At 60.6% G+C, this 17,685-nt stretch carries 22 protein-coding genes and 1 pseudogene; 9 read left to right on the top strand and 14 right to left on the bottom strand.

Annotated features, from left to right (window positions below; genetic code table 11):
• Positions 1-2: 2 nt before the first annotated feature.
• From FHX14_RS18155 to FHX14_RS18145, 3 genes are all read left to right on the top strand, one after another.
• Positions 3-728, top strand: a complete 726-nt coding sequence (locus FHX14_RS18155; RefSeq protein ID WP_184377982.1) for a YesL family protein — start codon at positions 3-5, stop codon at positions 726-728.
• Between the two features lie 39 nt (positions 729-767).
• Complete coding sequence (locus FHX14_RS18150; protein WP_184377981.1) at positions 768-2,042, top strand: sugar ABC transporter substrate-binding protein; 1,275 nt, start codon at positions 768-770, stop codon at positions 2,040-2,042.
• A 78-nt stretch (positions 2,043-2,120) separates the two neighbouring features.
• Positions 2,121-3,971: a DUF2264 domain-containing protein gene (locus tag FHX14_RS18145; RefSeq protein ID WP_184377980.1), complete on the top strand. Its 1,851-nt coding sequence runs from the start codon at positions 2,121-2,123 to the stop codon at positions 3,969-3,971.
• 43 nt (positions 3,972-4,014) lie between these two features.
• Here FHX14_RS18145 and FHX14_RS18140 read toward each other — a convergent pair whose 3' ends face one another.
• The 3 genes from FHX14_RS18140 to FHX14_RS18130 form a co-directional block, all read right to left on the bottom strand.
• On the bottom strand, positions 4,015-4,446 hold the full coding sequence (locus FHX14_RS18140; protein WP_184377979.1) for a plasmid maintenance toxin (PemK-like): 432 nt from the start codon (positions 4,444-4,446) through the stop codon (positions 4,015-4,017).
• Positions 4,433-4,708: a type II toxin-antitoxin system Phd/YefM family antitoxin gene (locus tag FHX14_RS18135; RefSeq protein ID WP_012556154.1), complete on the bottom strand. Its 276-nt coding sequence runs from the start codon at positions 4,706-4,708 to the stop codon at positions 4,433-4,435. The genes FHX14_RS18140 and FHX14_RS18135 overlap by 14 nt, the downstream gene beginning before the upstream one ends.
• Before the next feature lie 160 nt (positions 4,709-4,868).
• Positions 4,869-5,375, bottom strand: a complete 507-nt coding sequence (locus tag FHX14_RS18130; protein WP_183692284.1) for an HIT domain-containing protein — start codon at positions 5,373-5,375, stop codon at positions 4,869-4,871.
• Positions 5,376-5,649: 274 nt separating this feature from the next.
• On the opposite strand from FHX14_RS18130, the gene FHX14_RS18125 reads away from it, so the two are divergent.
• Both FHX14_RS18125 and FHX14_RS18120 read left to right on the top strand, forming a co-directional pair.
• Complete coding sequence (locus FHX14_RS18125) at positions 5,650-5,913, top strand: hypothetical protein (RefSeq protein WP_184377978.1); 264 nt, start codon at positions 5,650-5,652, stop codon at positions 5,911-5,913.
• A 52-nt stretch (positions 5,914-5,965) separates the two neighbouring features.
• Positions 5,966-6,235, top strand: coding sequence for a hypothetical protein (locus tag FHX14_RS18120; RefSeq protein WP_054183879.1), 270 nt, complete (start codon positions 5,966-5,968; stop codon positions 6,233-6,235).
• Positions 6,236-6,308: 73 nt separating this feature from the next.
• On the opposite strand, the gene FHX14_RS18115 is transcribed toward FHX14_RS18120, so the two are convergent.
• From FHX14_RS18115 to FHX14_RS18095, 5 genes and pseudogenes are all read right to left on the bottom strand, one after another.
• The gene (locus tag FHX14_RS18115) at positions 6,309-6,728 is read right to left on the bottom strand and encodes an HD domain-containing protein (protein WP_184377977.1); all 420 of its coding nucleotides are present in this window, start codon (positions 6,726-6,728) and stop codon (positions 6,309-6,311) included.
• A 4-nt stretch (positions 6,729-6,732) separates the two neighbouring features.
• Positions 6,733-7,059 carry a DUF2934 domain-containing protein gene (locus FHX14_RS18110; RefSeq protein WP_179611384.1) on the bottom strand — a complete coding sequence of 109 codons (327 nt, stop codon included), beginning with the start codon at positions 7,057-7,059 and terminating at the stop codon, positions 6,733-6,735.
• A 30-nt stretch (positions 7,060-7,089) separates the two neighbouring features.
• Positions 7,090-7,443 carry a hypothetical protein gene (locus FHX14_RS18105; RefSeq protein ID WP_003591156.1) on the bottom strand — a complete coding sequence of 118 codons (354 nt, stop codon included), beginning with the start codon at positions 7,441-7,443 and terminating at the stop codon, positions 7,090-7,092.
• A 121-nt stretch (positions 7,444-7,564) separates the two neighbouring features.
• Positions 7,565-7,855 (bottom strand): hypothetical protein, encoded by a 291-nt coding sequence (locus FHX14_RS18100; protein ID WP_097628117.1) that lies wholly within the window; start codon positions 7,853-7,855, stop codon positions 7,565-7,567.
• 109 nt (positions 7,856-7,964) lie between these two features.
• Positions 7,965-8,160: pseudogene (locus tag FHX14_RS18095) on the bottom strand (SDR family NAD(P)-dependent oxidoreductase); the annotation flags it as partial.
• Between the two features lie 137 nt (positions 8,161-8,297).
• Here FHX14_RS18095 and FHX14_RS18090 point away from each other — a divergent pair.
• A complete protein-coding gene (locus tag FHX14_RS18090) occupies positions 8,298-11,336 on the top strand; it encodes an FAD-binding and (Fe-S)-binding domain-containing protein (RefSeq protein ID WP_184377976.1) in 3,039 nt (1,012 codons plus the stop codon).
• Between the two features lie 95 nt (positions 11,337-11,431).
• Here the strand turns inward: FHX14_RS18090 and FHX14_RS18085 are convergent, their stop codons facing one another.
• The 4 genes from FHX14_RS18085 to FHX14_RS18070 all read right to left on the bottom strand — a co-directional run bounded on the left by FHX14_RS18085 (position 11,432) and on the right by FHX14_RS18070 (position 14,380).
• Positions 11,432-11,695, bottom strand: coding sequence for a DUF6522 family protein (locus FHX14_RS18085; RefSeq protein WP_184377975.1), 264 nt, complete (start codon positions 11,693-11,695; stop codon positions 11,432-11,434).
• Between the two features lie 41 nt (positions 11,696-11,736).
• Positions 11,737-12,867 (bottom strand): HPP family protein, encoded by a 1,131-nt coding sequence (locus FHX14_RS18080; protein WP_184377974.1) that lies wholly within the window; start codon positions 12,865-12,867, stop codon positions 11,737-11,739.
• A gap of 55 nt (positions 12,868-12,922) precedes the next feature.
• A complete protein-coding gene (locus FHX14_RS18075) occupies positions 12,923-13,828 on the bottom strand; it encodes a LysR family transcriptional regulator (RefSeq protein WP_184377973.1) in 906 nt (301 codons plus the stop codon).
• Between the two features lie 96 nt (positions 13,829-13,924).
• Positions 13,925-14,380: a MarR family winged helix-turn-helix transcriptional regulator gene (locus tag FHX14_RS18070; RefSeq protein ID WP_348649257.1), complete on the bottom strand. Its 456-nt coding sequence runs from the start codon at positions 14,378-14,380 to the stop codon at positions 13,925-13,927.
• A gap of 213 nt (positions 14,381-14,593) precedes the next feature.
• Here FHX14_RS18070 and FHX14_RS18065 point away from each other — a divergent pair, with 213 nt between their 5' ends.
• The gene (locus tag FHX14_RS18065) at positions 14,594-14,905 is read left to right on the top strand and encodes a hypothetical protein (protein WP_184377972.1); all 312 of its coding nucleotides are present in this window, start codon (positions 14,594-14,596) and stop codon (positions 14,903-14,905) included.
• 18 nt (positions 14,906-14,923) lie between these two features.
• Here FHX14_RS18065 and FHX14_RS18060 read toward each other — a convergent pair whose 3' ends face one another.
• Entirely contained in the window at positions 14,924-15,145 is a 222-nt protein-coding gene (locus tag FHX14_RS18060; RefSeq protein ID WP_184377971.1) for a hypothetical protein, read from the bottom strand.
• 251 nt (positions 15,146-15,396) lie between these two features.
• Here FHX14_RS18060 and FHX14_RS18055 point away from each other — a divergent pair, with 251 nt between their 5' ends.
• Complete coding sequence (locus FHX14_RS18055; RefSeq protein ID WP_184377970.1) at positions 15,397-15,603, top strand: hypothetical protein; 207 nt, start codon at positions 15,397-15,399, stop codon at positions 15,601-15,603.
• Between the two features lie 280 nt (positions 15,604-15,883).
• Positions 15,884-16,927, top strand: coding sequence for a tartrate dehydrogenase (locus FHX14_RS18050; protein ID WP_184377969.1), 1,044 nt, complete (start codon positions 15,884-15,886; stop codon positions 16,925-16,927).
• A gap of 60 nt (positions 16,928-16,987) precedes the next feature.
• Here the strand turns inward: FHX14_RS18050 and FHX14_RS18045 are convergent, their stop codons facing one another.
• Positions 16,988-17,656 carry an aldolase gene (locus FHX14_RS18045; protein WP_184377968.1) on the bottom strand — a complete coding sequence of 223 codons (669 nt, stop codon included), beginning with the start codon at positions 17,654-17,656 and terminating at the stop codon, positions 16,988-16,990.
• Positions 17,657-17,685 lie beyond the last annotated feature (29 nt).

Below are 17,685 nucleotides of genomic sequence, written 5' to 3'. Positions count from 1 at the left end.
CCATGCAGCGGTTGCGGGAGATGTGGACGAAGGAGGGGCCGGGCATTCCCAAGGATGCTCCGAAAAGGACCGGCCTTGCCCTGTTTGCCGAAATCCTCGCCCGCGAATGGTGGGAGATGGTCAAGCTCAACATCCTGTTCATTCTGGCCTCCCTCTTCGTCGTAACGCTGCCGGCAGCGCTCGCCGCCATGGCCCGGGTCTCGGTGGCTTTGGTGGAAGATCGCAACACCTATCTCCTGCGCGACTTTACGGAAGCATTCATCCACTACTTCTGGCGCGCCACCGCCTGGGGTCTCGCACTGGCGGGTGCGTTCGCCATCTGCCTCCAGGCGATCCTGACCTATGCCGCCGGCGCGCGGGACAATTTGATGCTTGCCGCACCGCTGGCGATCGCCCTCGTCGCGACCGCCTTCATCGCTGTGTTTGCCTGCCATCTCGTCATGCTGATGATGATGCGCGATCTGCCGGCTCTGCGGCTCCTGCGACTGGCCGCGCTGGCCTCCGTCGTCCGCCCGCTTCCGGCATTTGCCGCCCTCGTCTTCAACGCCGCTTTGTGGCTGGCGCACATCCTCTTCTATCCGGTTTCCGTCTTCATGCCGGCAACCTTCAATTTTTCACTCGGAATGTTCGCCGTCGCATTCGGCGTCCATCGGGCGGTGGTGTTGGTTCTGGACCTGCCAGAGGCAATGCAGCCGCCCTGTAAACCGCATGCAGGAAACGCTTCATAAAATAACTGACCAGAGACGATCCAGGGAAGGAGAACAGGAATGTATTTGGGTAAATTCGGGAGGACGGTGAAACTTGCCGTGGCGGGTTTCACGCTGGTAGCAACGACCGCAGGCGCAGCGCTTGCCCAAGACGCCGTGACGCTCAAATGGGCTTTGTGGGACTGGGATAAGACCGCCTATTACAAGCCGCTGATCGAGGCCTATCAGGCCAAGCATCCGAACGTGAAGTTCGAGCCGATGGATCTCGGCTCGCAGGACTACCAGCAGATGATTTCGACGCAGCTGACCGGCGGCTCGAAAGACATCGACATCGTCACCATCAAAGACGTGCCGGGCTATACCAATCTGGTGCGCGCCGGCAATATCGCCGATCTGAGCGGCTTCGTGAAGGATCAGAAAATCGATCCGGCGCCCTATGGCGGCCTGATCGAGGAGCTGACCATCGACGGCAAGGTCTATTCTCTGCCGTTCCGCTCCGACTTCTGGATCGTCTATTACAACAAGGACATCTTCGACAAAGCCGGCGTCCCCTACCCCACCAATGACATGACCTGGGCGCAGTTCGACGCGACCGCCGAGAAGCTGACCGGCGGCATGGGCACCAACAAGACCTATGGCGCGCTGCTGCACACCTGGCGTTCGACCGTTCAGCTGCCCGGCATCCTCGACGGACAACACACGCTGGTCGACGGCGACTACGCCTTCCTGAAGCCGTGGTACGAGCGGGCGCTCACCCTGCAGAAGGATGGCGCCATTCCCTCCTATGCCTTCCTGAAGACGTCGAACACGCATTATTCGGCGCTGTTCTTCAACGGCACGATCGGCATGCTGCCGATGGGAACCTGGTTCGTCGGCACCCAGATCGCCAAGGTGAAATCGGGTGAATCGAAGAGCAAGAACTGGGGCATCGTGAAGTTCCCGCATCCGGACGGCGTGGCAGCCGGCACGACGGCTGCGCAGATCTCGGGCCTCGCCGTCAACGCCAACTCAGAGCACAAGGATGCAGCGCTAGACTTCATCAAGTTCGTCACCGGTCCGGAGGGCGCTGCCGTCATCGCATCGACGGGCACCTTCCCGGCGCTCAAGACCGCCGATGTCAGCGCAAAGATCGCCGCAACGCCCGGCTTCCCGGAAGACGCGGCCAGCAAGGAGGCGCTGATACCGTCGAAGGCCTATCTGGAGATGGCGGTCAACCCGAACGCGGCCAAGATCGAGGTCGTGCTCAACCGCGTCCATGACGCGATCATGACCGACAACACCCCGATCGACGACGGACTGAAGGAAATGACCGAAGGCGTCAAGGCCATCAAGTAGACGTCGCGAAATGCCGACGGCCGCGGACCAGGTCATGGCCCGCGGCCGATCCTGTTTTAAGAAATTTCCGAGCTGACGATGATCTACGATCCCACCTGGGCCAATCCGCTGTGCGGCAATACCCTGAAGACCCGCGACGATCTGGCGAAGGCCGTCAACGACCTCTTCGAACCGCTCCTGCCGTATTTTTCCGAAGGCGGCGCCCGTGTGCGCCTGGGTGCTGCCGGCGCGATCTTCGACCGGGCGGCGGCGGATCTGGAAGGATTTGCACGACCGCTCTGGGGCATCGTTCCGCTCGCCGCCGGCGGCGGCCATTTCCCGCACTGGGATCTCTATCGGCGCGGACTGGCGAACGGAACCAATCCTGATCATCCCGAATATTGGGGCGATCTCGCCGACCGCAACCAGCGACTGGTCGAACTCGCCGCCGTCGGATTTGCGCTGGCGCTGGTGCCAGAACATATCTGGGAGCCGTTGAGCGAGAGCCAGAAGAAGACGATTGCTGCCTATCTTGTCGCGGCGCGGGAACTGGAATTCATCGACAACAACTGGAAATTCTTCCGGGTCCTCATTGATCTCGGGCTGGAGCGTGTCGGTATTCCGTTCGACCACGGCAAAACCGTCGCCTATCTCGACGAAGCCGAGGCTTTCGATCTCGGGGAAGGCTGGTATCGCGACGGGCCGGTGCGGCGGGTCGATCATTACATTCCCTTCGCCATGCATTTCTACGGCCTGATCTACGCCGTGCTGGCGAACGGCGACGAGGCGCGCAAGGAGCGCTTCCGCGGTCGCGCCGAAATCTTCGCCAGTGATATCCGCCACTGGTTCGGCCCCGATGGTGCCGCCCTTGCCTTCGGCCGCAGCCAGACCTATCGCTTCGCGGCCGGGGGCTTCTGGGGCGCGCTTGCTTTTGCCGGCCTCGAAGCGCTGCCCTGGGCTGAGATCAAGGGTTATTACATGCGCCATATCCGCTGGTGGTCGGCGATGCCGATTGCCGAGCGCGACGGCGTTCTCTCGATCGGCTACGGCTATCCGAACCTGCTGATGAGCGAGAGCTACAACTCTCCGGGCTCGCCCTATTGGGCACTGAAATTCTTCCTGCCGCTCGCCCTTCCAAAAGATCATCCTTTCTGGACTGCCCAAGAGGCGCCGCAGCCGGCATTCCCGGAGCCGGTGGCGCTGAAGCCGGCGGGCATGGTTGCCATGCACACGCCGGGAAACGTCGTCGTGCTCTCCTCCGGCCAGCAGCACGACAAGATGCGCGGCGCCAACGAGAAATATTCGAAATTCGTCTACTCCACCCGCTACGCCTTCAATATCGAGGCCGACGACCGGAATTTTGCCGCCGCAAGCTTCGACGGCATGCTCGGCCTCTCCGACGACGGCACTCACTTCCGTATGCGGGAAACCCTCGAGGAGGCGCTGATAGCAGGCGACCGGCTCTATTCGCGCTGGCGCCCCTGGAACGATGTCGTCATCGAAACCTGGCTCATTCCCGCAAACCCCTGGCACATCCGGGTTCACCGCATCGCCACGCCGCGTGCGCTCAGCACCATCGAGGGCGGCTTTGCGATCGAACGCGCCGATTTCAATGCCGATCGATCCGAGCAGGGCGCAGGCCGGGCCGTCTGGTACGGACAGACGGATGTCAGCGCGATCGTCGATCTGTCGTCCAGTCCGAGAACCGGCCATGCGATGAGCCCGATCCCCAACACCAACCTCATCCACGCCAAGACCCTGCTGCCTCAATTGCGCGGCGAAATCGGCCCGGGGACCACTGTGCTCATCACCGCGGCAATGGCGCTTCCCAGCGGGCAGGATTGGGCTGAGGCGCTGGGCAATCCCCCGGTCCGTCCGGATCTTGACGAACTGGAGCGTCACTTCCGTGAGAACGGCGTGCGTGTGCCGGCCTTTGATCTTCAGTCTTAGCTCGGGATCAGGGCGCCCTTCGCGGCTCATTGCGGCGGGGCAATCATTCGCTGCGGAGAGTGCCGCGATGGCGCTGGCCGCGCGCCAGCTCGACAAAACGGCGCTTGACCTCGTCGAACAGCGCCGGCGGCAACGGGCCGAAATAGCCACTCTCATTGTCGATCGGCCGAACGTCCGGCCCTGGCCAAACAAAGCGATTGCTTTCCGTTAGGACGATCCATGATCGCTCGTCATCCAGTCCAAGGCGTCGTTTCGTGGCGGTCGGGATTTCGACCGCATCGCTCGGATCGGACGGTGGCGAATGGGTCACCGGCAGCACTCGCACGGTCGGCATTTCATCATCCAGTGCGGCGACGATCGCAAGCACGAGAGCCGGGCGATCCTTGTCGCCCTCCTCTCGACCTTCAAGATGTTGCCAATACCAGAGATAAGAATAGCGGAAAAGCCAACCAACCTTCGGCTCAGTCGGAAGCATGCTTATTCTTCAGTTCGGAATCCAGATGCTCAAGCCCCGGCTCCATCTGCGACGCTTCGATCGCCGCAAGCTCTTCATCGCCGAGGGTCGTCGTCAGGTCGACACGACGATCGCGTTTCGTGAAACGGAGATAGTCCTCATAGGCTATCAAGACCGTCCGCGGCCGACCGTTCTTTGTGATGATCACCGGTTCGCGTACAGCCGCATCCTGATAGGCGCCAAAATTCTTGGACACGGCAGCAGCCGTTACAGTGGATGTCATTTCGGATCTCCTACTTTCCGTAATATACGGGATTTCCGGAGTTCTACAAGGCATGACAGATTGGGTTGAGATCGGATCCCGACTGCTTCCCACACAGTGCGGCGACCGGTAGCGCCACCAATTTAAAAGCGGAGGCGTCGGCTCGATGTACACCGTTTAGCTATGATGCGGTCCGTTCTGCATCGTAGATTTCGGCGATCTGCTGGGCCCATTCCGCCATTTGATCGTCCGGTATCTGCAGAACCCCATGCTCGGCCATCAACGCGTGGTATTGCTGCTCCTCAAGCGGCACGCCTGAAGGCAAGGGAACGACGTGAAAATGTAAATGACTATTGGCTTGCTGACTGCCGAGTGAAAGCACATAAATTCGCTCGGCGTCGAACACCCTTTTGAGGGCACGCGACAAGATGTGAACCTTCTCCTGCAATCGAAGATATTCGTCTGTCGATATGTCTCGCGCCAGATCCTCGCGGTGCTCCTTCGGACTGACAAGGCAATAACCCGGAAGAGTCGGATATTTGCTCAGAAAGATGATGGTCTCATCGTCCTCGAAAATGCGATGATGAAAGCAAGCGGGGTCGTTCTTGACCAGGCCGCAGATAAAGCATGGCCTTGTTTCAATGCCGCGCACATAGGCCTTGAGATCAAATGGTAGGCGCTCGATCATTGCTGAACCTCTCGTGCGCGAATTCGATGGTCATGATACGTCGACCGATATTGCCATCGTATCCTAAAGTGCGTCACGAACTTTCAGATTTGCCGAGCTTCATGTATTTATTTTCTCACGCGCCATTAATATTTTCGGATTACTGATGATAATCATATTAACCCCAACAATTTTATGAATTAATTCTCCTTCAATGCAATATTATTGAAGTGAAATCCGGCCGAATCTGGTGGTATACTCTGCTTTCATTTTGGAGCCATGGGAGGAGGATGCAATGCCTACCGTAATGGTCTGTCATAACGTCAAAGACACAAAACACTGGCTCGCCTCGCCTGTTCGCAAGCAGGTTCTGGAACCCGTCGGCGTGACGAATATTCGCACCTTTACAGACCCTCAAACGCCCAACCGCGTTGGTTTGGTGATGGAGGTTGCAGACATGCAAAAGTTGATGGCCTTCATGCAGACCAAGGCCGCGGCCGATGCGATGGCGAGTGACGGCGTCCTGCCGGAGACTATGATGATCCTGGTTCAATCGTAACACACATCTCTACAGGACTTGGCAATGCAGCGGGACAACGCGGGAGGATGATATGACGACACTATTCGTGAGGCACGAGGTCTCCGACTACGCCACATGGCGCAAGACATATGATGCGTTTGATCCGGTGCAAAAGGCCAATGGTGTTACGGCGCAAGCCGTCTACCGGGCCACTGACAATCCAAACGACATTACCGTCACGCACGAGTTCGCCACGCTGGAAGCAGCTCAGGCCTTCGGCAAGCTGGAAGAGCTGAAGACGGCAATGCGCAACGGAGGTGTGCTCGGCACGCCGACCGTGTGGTTTGCCAATAAAACGTGAAATGGGCCAAACGACTGCGGCCGCTCTCGACGCATAACAGGAAGCCGGGTCGTGCGCGCTCTGTCGAGCGCCCTTATTGCCCGCTCCTCAAATCGCGCAGGAGATCCAGGCCGCTTTGGTATTTTCCCGTGTTCCTGCCGGCCTGTTCGGCCTGTCGGAGATTGTCTTCGAGGTCGGCCTGTTTGACCGGCAGGGCCAACGGGTTTGAAGCTGCACGTCTGACGAAGTCGTCGTCCGCCTCGTCGGGCCGCCGTGTCAAAGCATCCACCGCGGATATGATCGCCGGCGGAAAGCCTTCCTCCCTCAACCTGTCGAGCGTCCACCCGTTTCCCTTCTCGGCGACGTCATGAAGGTAGGCGACCGTTCGTGTCTCGTCGCCGGAAACCAGGAGGGCCACCCGCTGGCAGTGCTCGAAGTACGGCCGGTCGGTCTTGTCAGCCTGCCCTTCATGCGCCTCGAGAGCGATCTGGATGGCGTGGTCGAGATGCTGCATCGGATTACGGCCCTTCGGTCTTCCTGATCTTCCGCTGAGACGGCTTTTCGCCTGTGGTCATCTCGATATCGGGCACGGAAGCTGTGGCGGCCCGGCGAAGCTTTGGTGGCGGTCGGTCGAGATCGCCGCTCTCACCGGCGCCTTGGAGCAACGCTGCGTCGTCCCTGTCGTCTTCATCCAGCAGGTCCTGCAGCGTCTCATGCTCATCGTCGCCGGCAAGTTCATCGCAGGCTTGCAGCCAATGGCGCTGATCCGCACCTTCCGGGCGGCCCTCGGCCTCCCAGATTTCGTAGGCACGGCGGCGAATCTGCTCGTGCTTGTCTATAGCCATGATCTCCTCCAACACATTTCAATGAGCCGTTCAGGGCGTGTTGATGGTTGGAAGAAAATCCTCCACCTGTTTACGCTCATCTTTTGAAAGCGTCTCCACCCGTTCCTTCCAGAACCGTTCAGCCTCAGGCGGATCCTCGTCCCATCGGCGGACTTCGGTGATGTTGTCGTCAATTTTGGACCGGCGGCGGCCACCGAGGCTGAGATATTCTTTCGCAAGCTTCAGGCTTGGGGTTTCGGTGTTGCTGTCACCATCTATCGCAGCGCTTGCATTGCTGCGGGCCTTCTCCAATGTCCTGCGGCGGTCCTTCTCGGCAGCTCGCGTGTCGGCGGAGCGCGCGTCGTCGGTGCCGCTTTCCGGCGGCACAACGGATTTGGACGTCATAGCTGTCCTCCTTTCATTCATGCAAAGGATGTTGTGATCCGATAACCCTCGCGGTTAGCGAGAGTTCCCGCCTATGGCAATGATTTGAACGGAGGATCAAGCCGGAGCGCCCGGCCGGCCGTCAATGAACGGCCATGCTCACCATGCGATAGGGGTGCACGGCCTCGAACTGCGAGATCATCGCCGTTGCCTGCAGCAGCACACGCTCGGCATTCTCGGGATCGTCACGGGCGAGTTCATCGGCGTTGACGCGGATCGCTTCGGCCATGTTGTTGGAAATTTCCGCAAACTGCATATTGCCCTCGACAAGGGCCTCACGTGCCGTGTCTTCCAGCGTACGGGCGATGTCGACAAAGATTTCCTCGCGCTCCTCGATGCTGAGGTCCTTGATGATATTGGTCATCTCTTCCATATCGCGCACTCCCAAAAGACGTGAGAACCTTCGTCTTTAGTTCGAACGCCGGAGTAGCGCTTCTGTTCCCTGAAGGGCGATGCCGGCACCTCGGCGTCGGCATCGTTTGCGCGACGGAATTGACAACGATCTGATCCTTGGCGCATTCCTGCGCAAAAGGATTTCGTCAGGCTGACGCCGACCGCTTTGGTCGCGGCATAGTAGGCGTTTTGGGGACTGGCCGTGAAAGCTTCAACCGAGGCCGAGTTGACGATCTGCGCTGTCATCGCGGGCGCGTACACGTGCAGGCGCATATGCAGGACGGCGCGATGCGCGTTAACCGAGGAACAGAGTAGTTCGTCATTGCGGCTGATAAGTGCGATCTGGTTCTTCAAAGAACCAACTCGTTGTTTGGCCATATGCCAAGTGTGACAAAGCTCAAGTGCATTCTGAAAGTTTCCAAATGATTCCACGCCTCCAGCCGAAGGTTTCAATCTCCCTCCCCCCCGCAGGTTTCTTCGAGCGGCTCATCGAGGCGGGGTTTACCGGCGATATCGAGACCGGCGCGGCAAGCCGAACCGTGTTTTCGACCGACAATTCCATCTACCAGGTGGAGCCGGCCGGCATCCTTTTTCCGCGCGGCGTCGAAGACCTGCAGGTCGTGACGGCCATGCTGTCGGAGCCGGCCTTCCAAGGGATCAGCATCGCGCCGCGCGGCGGCGGCACCGGCACGAACGGTCAATCCCTGACATCGGGCGTCGTGGTGGACTGTTCGCGGCACATGACGTCCATTCTCGAGATCGATCCCATCCGAAGGGTTGCGCGCGTCCAGGCGGGTGTGGTCAAGGATCAGCTCAATCGGGTGCTAAGGCCCTACGGCCTCTTTTTCGCCCCCGAACTCTCCACCTCCAACCGCGCCACCATCGGCGGCATGATCTCCACCGACGCGTGCGGCCAGGGTTCCTGCCTCTACGGCAAGACCAGCAACCACGTCCTTGGATTGCGCATCGTGCTGACCGACGGGTCGGACTTTTGGTCGCACCCGCTCGACACGGAGGCGTTCTCGGAGATCGCCGCGCGCAAGGGCCGCGTCGGCGAGATCCACAGGACGGTCGAACGGATCGCCCGGGAAAAACACGAGCGCATCGCCGAAATCTTCCCGAAACTCAACCGCTACATGACCGGCTACGACCTAGCCCATATCAGGCGTGACGACGGACGCTTCGACCTCAACGCCGTTCTCTGCGGTTCGGAGGGGACGCTGGCAATGATCGCCGAAGCCGAACTCAACCTCCTGCCGATCCCCGCCCATGCGGCGCTGATCAACATCCGCTACGGCGACTTCAACACAGCCCTGGAGGATGCCCGCAGCCTGGTGGCGCTGAACGTCGCCTCGGTGGAAACGGTCGATGAGAAAGTGCTCGGTCTCGCGAAGGGCGACATCGTCTGGACCGGCATTGCCCGCTTTTTTCCGGACGATGCGGGCAGCGCCACCAATGGCATCAATATTGCCGAAGTGCTCGCCGATGATGAAGAGGAACTCGAGCGCAAGCTTGCGGAAGTGACCACAGCCCTCGATATGGGCGTGAATGCCCGCCATGCCGGCTATACGATCGCCCGGGGCCATGCCGAGGTCGAAGCGATCTGGTCGATGCGCAAGCGGGCGGTCGGCCTGCTTGGAAATGTGGAAGGGCCGGTCAGGCCCGTCGCTTTCGTCGAGGATACGGCCGTGCCGCCGGAAAACCTGGCGGCCTATATCCGCGAATTCCGCACGCTTCTCGATGGCGCGGGCCTTTCCTACGGCATGTTCGGTCATGTCGATGCCGGCGTCCTGCACGTGCGGCCGGCGCTCGACCTCACCCGTGACGACCATGTCAGACTGGTGCGCGACATCAGCGACGCCGTCGTGGCGCTCACCCGCAAATATGGCGGCGTGCTCTGGGGAGAGCACGGCAAGGGCGTGCGTTCGGAATATGTGCCGGAATTCTTCGGTGATCTCTATCCGAGCCTCCAAGAAATCAAGCGGGCTTTCGATCCGGACAACCGGCTCAATCCCGGCAAGATCGCAACCCCTTCCGCGGAAGTGCTGACAAAGATCGACGATCTTCCACTGAGGGGCGATATCGACCGCATCATCGGCAACGAGATCCGCTCCGCCTTCGATAATGCTGCCTATTGCAACGGCAACGGCGCCTGTTTCGATTTCGACGAAACGAGCCCGATGTGCCCCTCTTACAAGGCGACGCACGACCGGCGGTTTTCCCCCAAGGGCCGTGCCGCACTGATGCGGGAATGGCTGCGGCTGCTTGCCGAAAAAGGTATCGACCCCCGCCAGGAGTCAACACGCCTGCGGCGGAGCATTCCGCTGGCAAGCCTCGCGCGGCGCGCCTTCAACTCGCTCAATCCGGCAAACCGGGACGATTTTTCTCATGAAGTGCGCGCGGCGATGGACACGTGTCTGGCCTGCAAGGCCTGCGCGGGGCAGTGTCCGGTGAAGGTCAGCGTGCCTGCCTTCCGCTCGAAATTCCTCGAACTCTATTACGGACGCTACCTTCGCCCGCTGAAGGATCCACTGGTCGCGGCGATCGAAACTACCCTGTCGCTCGTCCGGCGCATCAGGCCGGCCTATAATCTGGTCGTGGGCACGCGCGCCGGCAGGACGATGATGCGTGTTGCCGGGCTGACCTCTCTGCCGCATCTGCCGCGGACCTCGCTCGCGAAGGAAGCCGCTCGCCTCGGCGTGCCGCTTGCGACCGCTGAAGCGATCGGCGCGCTGTCCCCGCAAGAACGGCAGCGCGGTGTCGTCTTCGTCGCCGACGCCTTCACCGCCTATTTCGATCCCGACGTTGCGCTTGCGGCAATCGGGCTTGCCAGAAAAATCGGGCTCACGCCCTTCCTTGCCGCCTCCCATGTCAATGGCAAAGCCCTGCATGTTCACGGCTATCTCGGACGCTTCGAGGCTGCGGCCAAACGGACGGCCCGCTATCTCGAGCGATTGGATGAGACAGGCGTGGCGCTCGTCGGGCTCGATCCGTCGATGACGCTGGCCTTTCGCAGCGAATATAAGGGCATATCGAAAGCGAATGTCCTGCTGCCGCAGGAATGGCTGACCACCCATCTCGACCGGCTCGCCGCCTCGCCTTCTGCGGCCGCAGGCAAAAGCTTCCGTTTGATGGCCCATTGCACCGAACGCACCAATGCGCCGGCCTCCGTGGCACAATGGCAAAAAATATTTGAAGGCCTCGGCATCGACCTTCAGGCAGTACAAACCGGCTGTTGCGGCATGGCCGGCACCTTCGGCCACGAGGCCCGCAACCGGCCGATCTCCGAACGTCTCTACGCGATGAGCTGGAAGCCCGAGCTTGATGCGGCCGGCAAAGCCGATATCCTGATGGCAACGGGATATTCCTGCCGCTCCCAGGTGAAGCAAATCGACAATAAGCGCATCCCGCATCCGTTTCAGGTCATCGACCGGATGATCCTTCACAAGCGGCATATCTGACCATAGGGGCGTTTGCCGTGCCTCGGAGAAATGGAGAACTTGCGGCAGCCGACCGGTCGCGAGGCATCAATGATGATGACGTCAGCCAGGTGGCATCAAGCCGATTTCCCCCGAAGCACGGTCATCTCCTCGTGCTGCACCTCGTTCGCATCGTTCAGCACCGCGCGCCAAAGTCTGTTGCCGAGCCGAAGTGACACCCGCTTGGTGCCCGCGTGTTCAGCCGTGCCGATTTCCACGGTGCTGACGAGGGAGCGGTGCCGCATGTGACGGCGGAGAGCGGCCAGCGACAGTCCGAACCGTTCCGCGAGTTCGGATGAGTCCAGGATAAAATCCCCATTCGGATCGCGTTCGATCAACACCGGCCCATTCTTCCCACTGCTTGACACTCTGCGATCATCGCTCAGGCCACGGCCGAGATCGGGGCACTGTCGTTCGGCAGCAGCCGCGCCACTGCGCTGAGGAGATCGGTCTGCGATATCAGCCCCAGGATCCGGTAATCGTCATCGACAATGATGACGGCATGCGTGCGCCCGTCCGTCAGAACGGGAAGCAGCGACAGGGCCGGATCCGAAGGCCTTGCCACCGCCGGCTTTGAAATTGCGCCTGCGATCGTATCGATGCTGGTCGACAATTCCCGCAAGCCGACGCTGCCGATCAGGCGGCCCTCCCGGTCCTTTACCGGCAGCGTGCGGATATTGTGCTTCAAGAGCAGGTGCCGTGCGGCATCCGGTTCTGCCGCTTCACTGACCCCGATCACGTCGCGCGACATGATATCGGCGCAGCTGATCTTGCCGTTCGAGCGGATCGCTGCCTGCAGTTCGACCTGCTGCAGCAGCCGGCCAAGATCGGCGCGATCGATATCAAAGGTTTCGTCGAGCGCAGCAAGGGCGGCATCGACATCCTCCTCACGGAAACCCACCCGCACGGCGGACGGCAGATCGATCGTGCGGTGGGTGTTCTCAGCGGGTTTCGGAACGACATGCGGATAGTTCCGCCGGGAAAGCTTGTGGAACAGCAGGCCGAGGCCGACGAGAAGGCAGGAATTCAGGGCGACCGGCACGAAGGGAAAGAGGAAACCCCAGCCGGCGACGACAGGGCCGCCGAGCACTGCGGTCAGTGCCGCAGCACCTCCCGGCGGATGAAGGCAGCGCGTGAAAGACATGGCGCCGATGGCAAGCGACACGCCGACGCCGGTCGCGATGATCGGATCGCGAATGAAATAGGCGGCGATGATTCCCATCAGGGCGGAGATGGTATTGCCGCCGATGATCGACCACGGCTGCGCCAGCGGGCTGGCCGGCACCGCGAAAAGAAGCACCGCCGATGCCCCCATCGGTGCGACGATCAGGGGAAGATGCGGCCCCTGCCCGAACAGATAGCCGCTGATGACGCCGGTGAGGCCGATCGCCAGCAAAGCGCCGACGCATGCGATCAGCCGCTCGCGAAGGGTCGCGCCGGCCAAAATCGGTGAAAACAGACGGAAGCGACGGAAGCGGCTCGGTCCCACCTTCGGGGAAACGGGGTACTGCATGACAAGACCAATGTTGAGCGAGGATTATATGGCGGACTGAAGGAAGAGCTGAGGGCTAGTTTGTGGCAAGCCTGATATCCCTGCCTTTTGTCGCGCTGAGGACTTCGTGGAAGGCGTTGAAAGCGCTGGGGCGATCGTTCTTGCGGTAGACCAGCAGCGTCTCGACAGGCCCCAGTTGATGGGTCTGGACGGATGTCGGCCAGGGCATGAGGTCGAGAACGGATCTCGGCATGACGCCGGCGGTATTGCCGGTCGCGACGCTCGCCAGGATCGCATGGTAGGAGCCATGCTCGCTCGTCGGCAGGACGCTCGATTTCCGCGCCCAGTTTTCGGCGATCCTGCGATAGGTGCAGCCGGGCTCCAAAGCGGCAATCGACCCGACACGAAGGTCGGCAGCGGATTTGATCGCGGGATGCCCGGATGGCAGCACGATCAGCAGGTCTTCGACAAAGACCGGCTCCATCTCTAGCGCCTTGAGTTCGGCTTCGAAACCAACGTCATCCCCGCGCATCGTCTTCGGCGGGCGGGCAATCAGCGCACAGTCCAGCGCATCGGTTACGACGGCGCGGGCGAGATCGCGGGATGCGCCCATGGTCAGATGAAGCGACACATCAGGCCACATCCGGTTGAATTGCGTCAGCGCCGCCGGCAGCCTGCTGGCGGCCGTGCTTTCCATCGTGCCGACGCGCAATGTTCCCGACGGGGCGAGAGGCCGCACGGCCTGGCGCGCTTCGAGCGCAAGCGCCGTCAACCGGTTGGCATAGGTTAGGAACGTCTCGCCTTCCCGCGTCAACGTCATCTTCTTGCCGTCACGGCTGAAGAGGGAAACGCCGAGGTCCTCCTCCAGCTGCTGGATGCGTGTCGTCACGTTCGACGGCACCCGCCCGACGGCCTTGGCAGCCTTGGTAACGCTGCGGTCGCTGGCGACAGCGAGGAATATTTCGATCGACGAAAGGTCCAATGAAAAGATCTCGTTTCCGGAATTATGGAGAAAGATAATTCTCTATATAAAAATCATCGTCGCAGCTCAAGCCGGTTTCGGCATCGAAATCGAGTGTCATTGCATCCAGGCGATACGCTGCATGTTCTGGCGATCCTGCAGGACGCGAAGCGCCTGCATCAGTTCAGGCGCCATTTTGCGGATCTCGAACAGATGGGCGCTTGCCAGCCGGTCGAGCACAGCCTCAGCCTTATCAGTCAAACGAATGAACTGTTTGCCACGGCCTGCTGCCGCCTGGTCTACGTCGATATAGGCCTTGTCGATGAGTTCTTGAACGAGACCATCCGCCGCCTTCCTGTCCATCAGCAGGCGCTCGGCCAGCATCCGCGCGCTCATCTTCTTGCCGGCCGGCTGGCCTTTTATCGCGAGCAGCGCCTGATGCTGTGGCGCCGTCAGGCCCAACCTGTGTGCCTCCTTCGCGCTGAATTGCCGGAACCGGCGGATGCGATAACGCAAGTTGGCCAATGCTTCGTAATCTCCGTCATGGAGACGCTCCTGCTGCTTCATCGCCATGTCACCTCCATCTTTGCCGTGTTTTACGTCGCATCACCATGCGTTTCGATTGCTCGAGCGAACCGGGCGTGTTGCCGAAAAAAGGATCGCGACGCCGAGGAAATAGCCACGCGGGCCGTGGCATCGCCTTCATGGCATGACGATTCAAGCGTTTGAGGCTGGCATGGGGTTTGCATCTGCAATTCCATCTGCAGATCGATCGGCGCCGACCTCATGTTGCATCTTGTCTTGACCTGTCTCCTTCTCAGCATCGCTTCCGGCCTGAGCATGCGGCGCTTTCTTCTGCCCTATTTCGCGGGCGGCGATCTCGCCGAGAAATCTGCGCCCGTGACGATCGTTGCAAGCGCCGTCTTCCTGGCGACGCTCGCCTTCACCGTCTCCGATCAGGACCTTTGGGCGAAATCCGCCATCCTGATGCTCGGCCTGTTGCTGGCGGCCATGTTCGACGATGCCAGACCCAAGCTGACGATCGCCCTTTCCGCCATCAGCCTGGCGGCCTATCTCGGCTTGCGTTCGATCAACTGAGCCATATCGAACGCCAGCCTATTTGGCGGTATCGAAGCCTCTGTCGAGGTGTTGCATCCAAAGCCGAAAATCATTGGTCAGCAAAGCCACATCATACCGCCACTCCGCCCGCAAAAGCTCCCAGCGGCTTGTCTCTCCACTATCAAGCAAGACATGAACCCTCTGCCTGAGATTTTCAAACGCCTCATCAGCGGGATAAGGCGCGGGGCGGTGCAATGCGGGATGCAATCGGCTTTCCATGAAGCTCACTCCTCAACAATCGGCATTCTGTAAATATATCGTACTACGATATAATTTCAAGAGATGCTGGCGAGCACTTTCAGGGGCCGACACAAGGATTCCTAATCTGCTCGGAAGGCCAAAAGGCCCAGCGATATAGCAAGGAAATTTCACGCAAAGCGGGAAAACAATCTCTATTGAAGAATGATGTTTCATTGTTATTCTCTATTATGGAACACATCGAACGATGCCGCCAGGCATGGGGAGTAGCGATGGCCATGGAGAGCAAACAGGCAGCAAAGATCTGGTCTGAATGGTATGCCTGGCATCCGGTCTTGCCGATCGACGACAGTGTGTTCTGGCTGGAGACCGTATACCGGCGGGAATCCCCGGACGGCGTCTGGCAATACCGCTCGTTCCGGCCCGAATCCGAACGCCGACAGGCTCTGGTCTCCACGCCCATCTATCCCGGCGCGTGACCCCGCAGCAATGCCGAGGATCCCGCTCAGTCGATCCCGCCAGGTCGTGATGATCCCAGCCCACAACAGATCGTTCGACAGAATTCGCTGGTGATGCCGGCGCAAACACAACAATCGACCAAATCCTGGCCGCTTTCGGCAAATAAAGCCTGACCCGCCCTCTAAAGTCATGGCCACGCGGCGCACACGCAGTGCGGATTCGGCAAGGATCCCGCCTGCGAAGCCTATCCCGCCAACCCGCAGAGCAAGAGTGTGCTGATCAGCCTTGAGAGGACCTGCCATGAAGACCTACAGGATTGCCCTTCTGCCGGGAGACGGTATCGGCCGCGATGTCACTGAGGCAGCCAAGGCCGTGCTCGAAAAGGCGGCTGCGCGAAACGGATTTTCGTTTGCGGCAACAAGCTATCCCTGGTCCTGCGATTACTATCTGGAGAATGGCAGCATGATGCCCGACAATGGCATCGAAACGCTGCGCGCCTTCGACGCCATTCTGCTCGGCGCCGTCGGATGGCCCCGCAAAGTGCCCGATTCCGTGTCGCTGCACGGACTTCTGCTGCCGATCCGCAAGGCTTTCGTCCAATATGCCAATATCCGCCCGCACCGGCTGCTGCCGGGTGTGCAGGGACCGTTGCGCTCGGAGAACTTCGATATCCTCTGCATTCGTGAAAATACCGAGGGCGAATATTCCGGCGCCGGCGGCCGCGTTCACCAGGGGACCGACAGCGAGGTGGCCGTGGAGACCTCAATCTTCACCCGCCAGGGAGTCGAGCGCATCCTGCGTTTCGGCTTCGAACAGGCGCGTGCGCGCCGCGGCAAGCTTGCCTCGGTGACCAAGTCCAACGCGCAAAGATACTCGATGGTTTTCTGGGACGAGATCACCCAGAGACTTTCCCAAGACTATCCCGATGTCGAGGTGACGAGCTACCATATCGACGCCATGGCCGCCCGCATGGTGATGGCGCCGGAGAGCCTCGATGTGGTCGTCGCCTCCAACCTGTTCGGCGACATCCTGACGGACCTTGGCGCCGCCATTCAGGGCGGGCTCGGCTTTGCAGCCTCCGCCAATATCAACCCCGATCGCTCGGCGCCGTCGATGTTCGAGCCCGTCCACGGTTCTGCGCCGGATATCGCCCATCTCGGCATCGCCAACCCGATCGCCGCGATCTGGTCGGGCGCTATGATGCTGGGGCACCTGGGAGAAACGGGCGCCGCCGGCAAGGTGATGGCCGCAATCGAGGCAACGACGGCACGCGGCATCGGTGCAAATCCCGGCAGGGACAAGACCGACGCGATCACGGCATCGGTGCTTTCGGCGCTCGATTAGAGCATCATGCCGACGAGGGTGGCCGGTTTGGCCGCCCAACCTGAATCCTGTTTTGGCCGTTCAATGATCGTCGTGATCGTGATGCGACGGAAGGTCGAGGCCGAACGTGTTGACCAGATCGGTCACCTGTCCCGGGCTGAGGTAACGGGGATTGAGGTTGCGCAGCAAGAGATAGAGCTTTGCGGTTTCCTCCAGCTCCTCGGTGGCAAAGACCGCCGCCTCCAGGCTGTCGCCGGCAACGACAGGTCCGTGATTGGCCAGAAGCACCGACGAATACTTGCCTGCCAACCCGCGGATGGCGTCGGCCACCGCCGGATCGCCGGGACGGTAGTAGGGCACCAGTGCGGTTTCGCCGGCGCGCATGAGATAATAGGGCGTCATCGGCGGCAGGGCGGCGCGCGGATCGATCTCCGGCAGCATGGTCAGCGCCACCGCGTGCGTGGAGTGAAGGTGGACGATGGCACGGGCGCTGCCGCGTGTGTCGTAGAGGGCGGTATGCAGCGGGATTTCCTTGGTCGGCTTGTCGCCGGACAGCAGCCGGCCTTCGGCATCGAGCCTGGAAATCCGCGCCGGATCGAGAAAACCGAGCGAGGCGTTGGTCGGTGTCACCAGCCAGCCGCCATCATCAAGCCGCAACGATATGTTGCCCGACGAACCGGGCGTCAGCCCGCGCTCGAACAGGGAGCGACCGTATCGGCAGATTTCTTCACGCTGGCGCGCGTCGGACATGACATTCCCTCCAATATTACGCGGTTGCG

This window comes from Rhizobium sp. BK619 (assembly GCF_014195245.1).
In the GTDB taxonomy this organism is placed as follows: domain Bacteria; phylum Pseudomonadota; class Alphaproteobacteria; order Rhizobiales; family Rhizobiaceae; genus Rhizobium; species Rhizobium acidisoli.
This window is presented reverse-complemented; position numbering and strand designations above follow the sequence as displayed.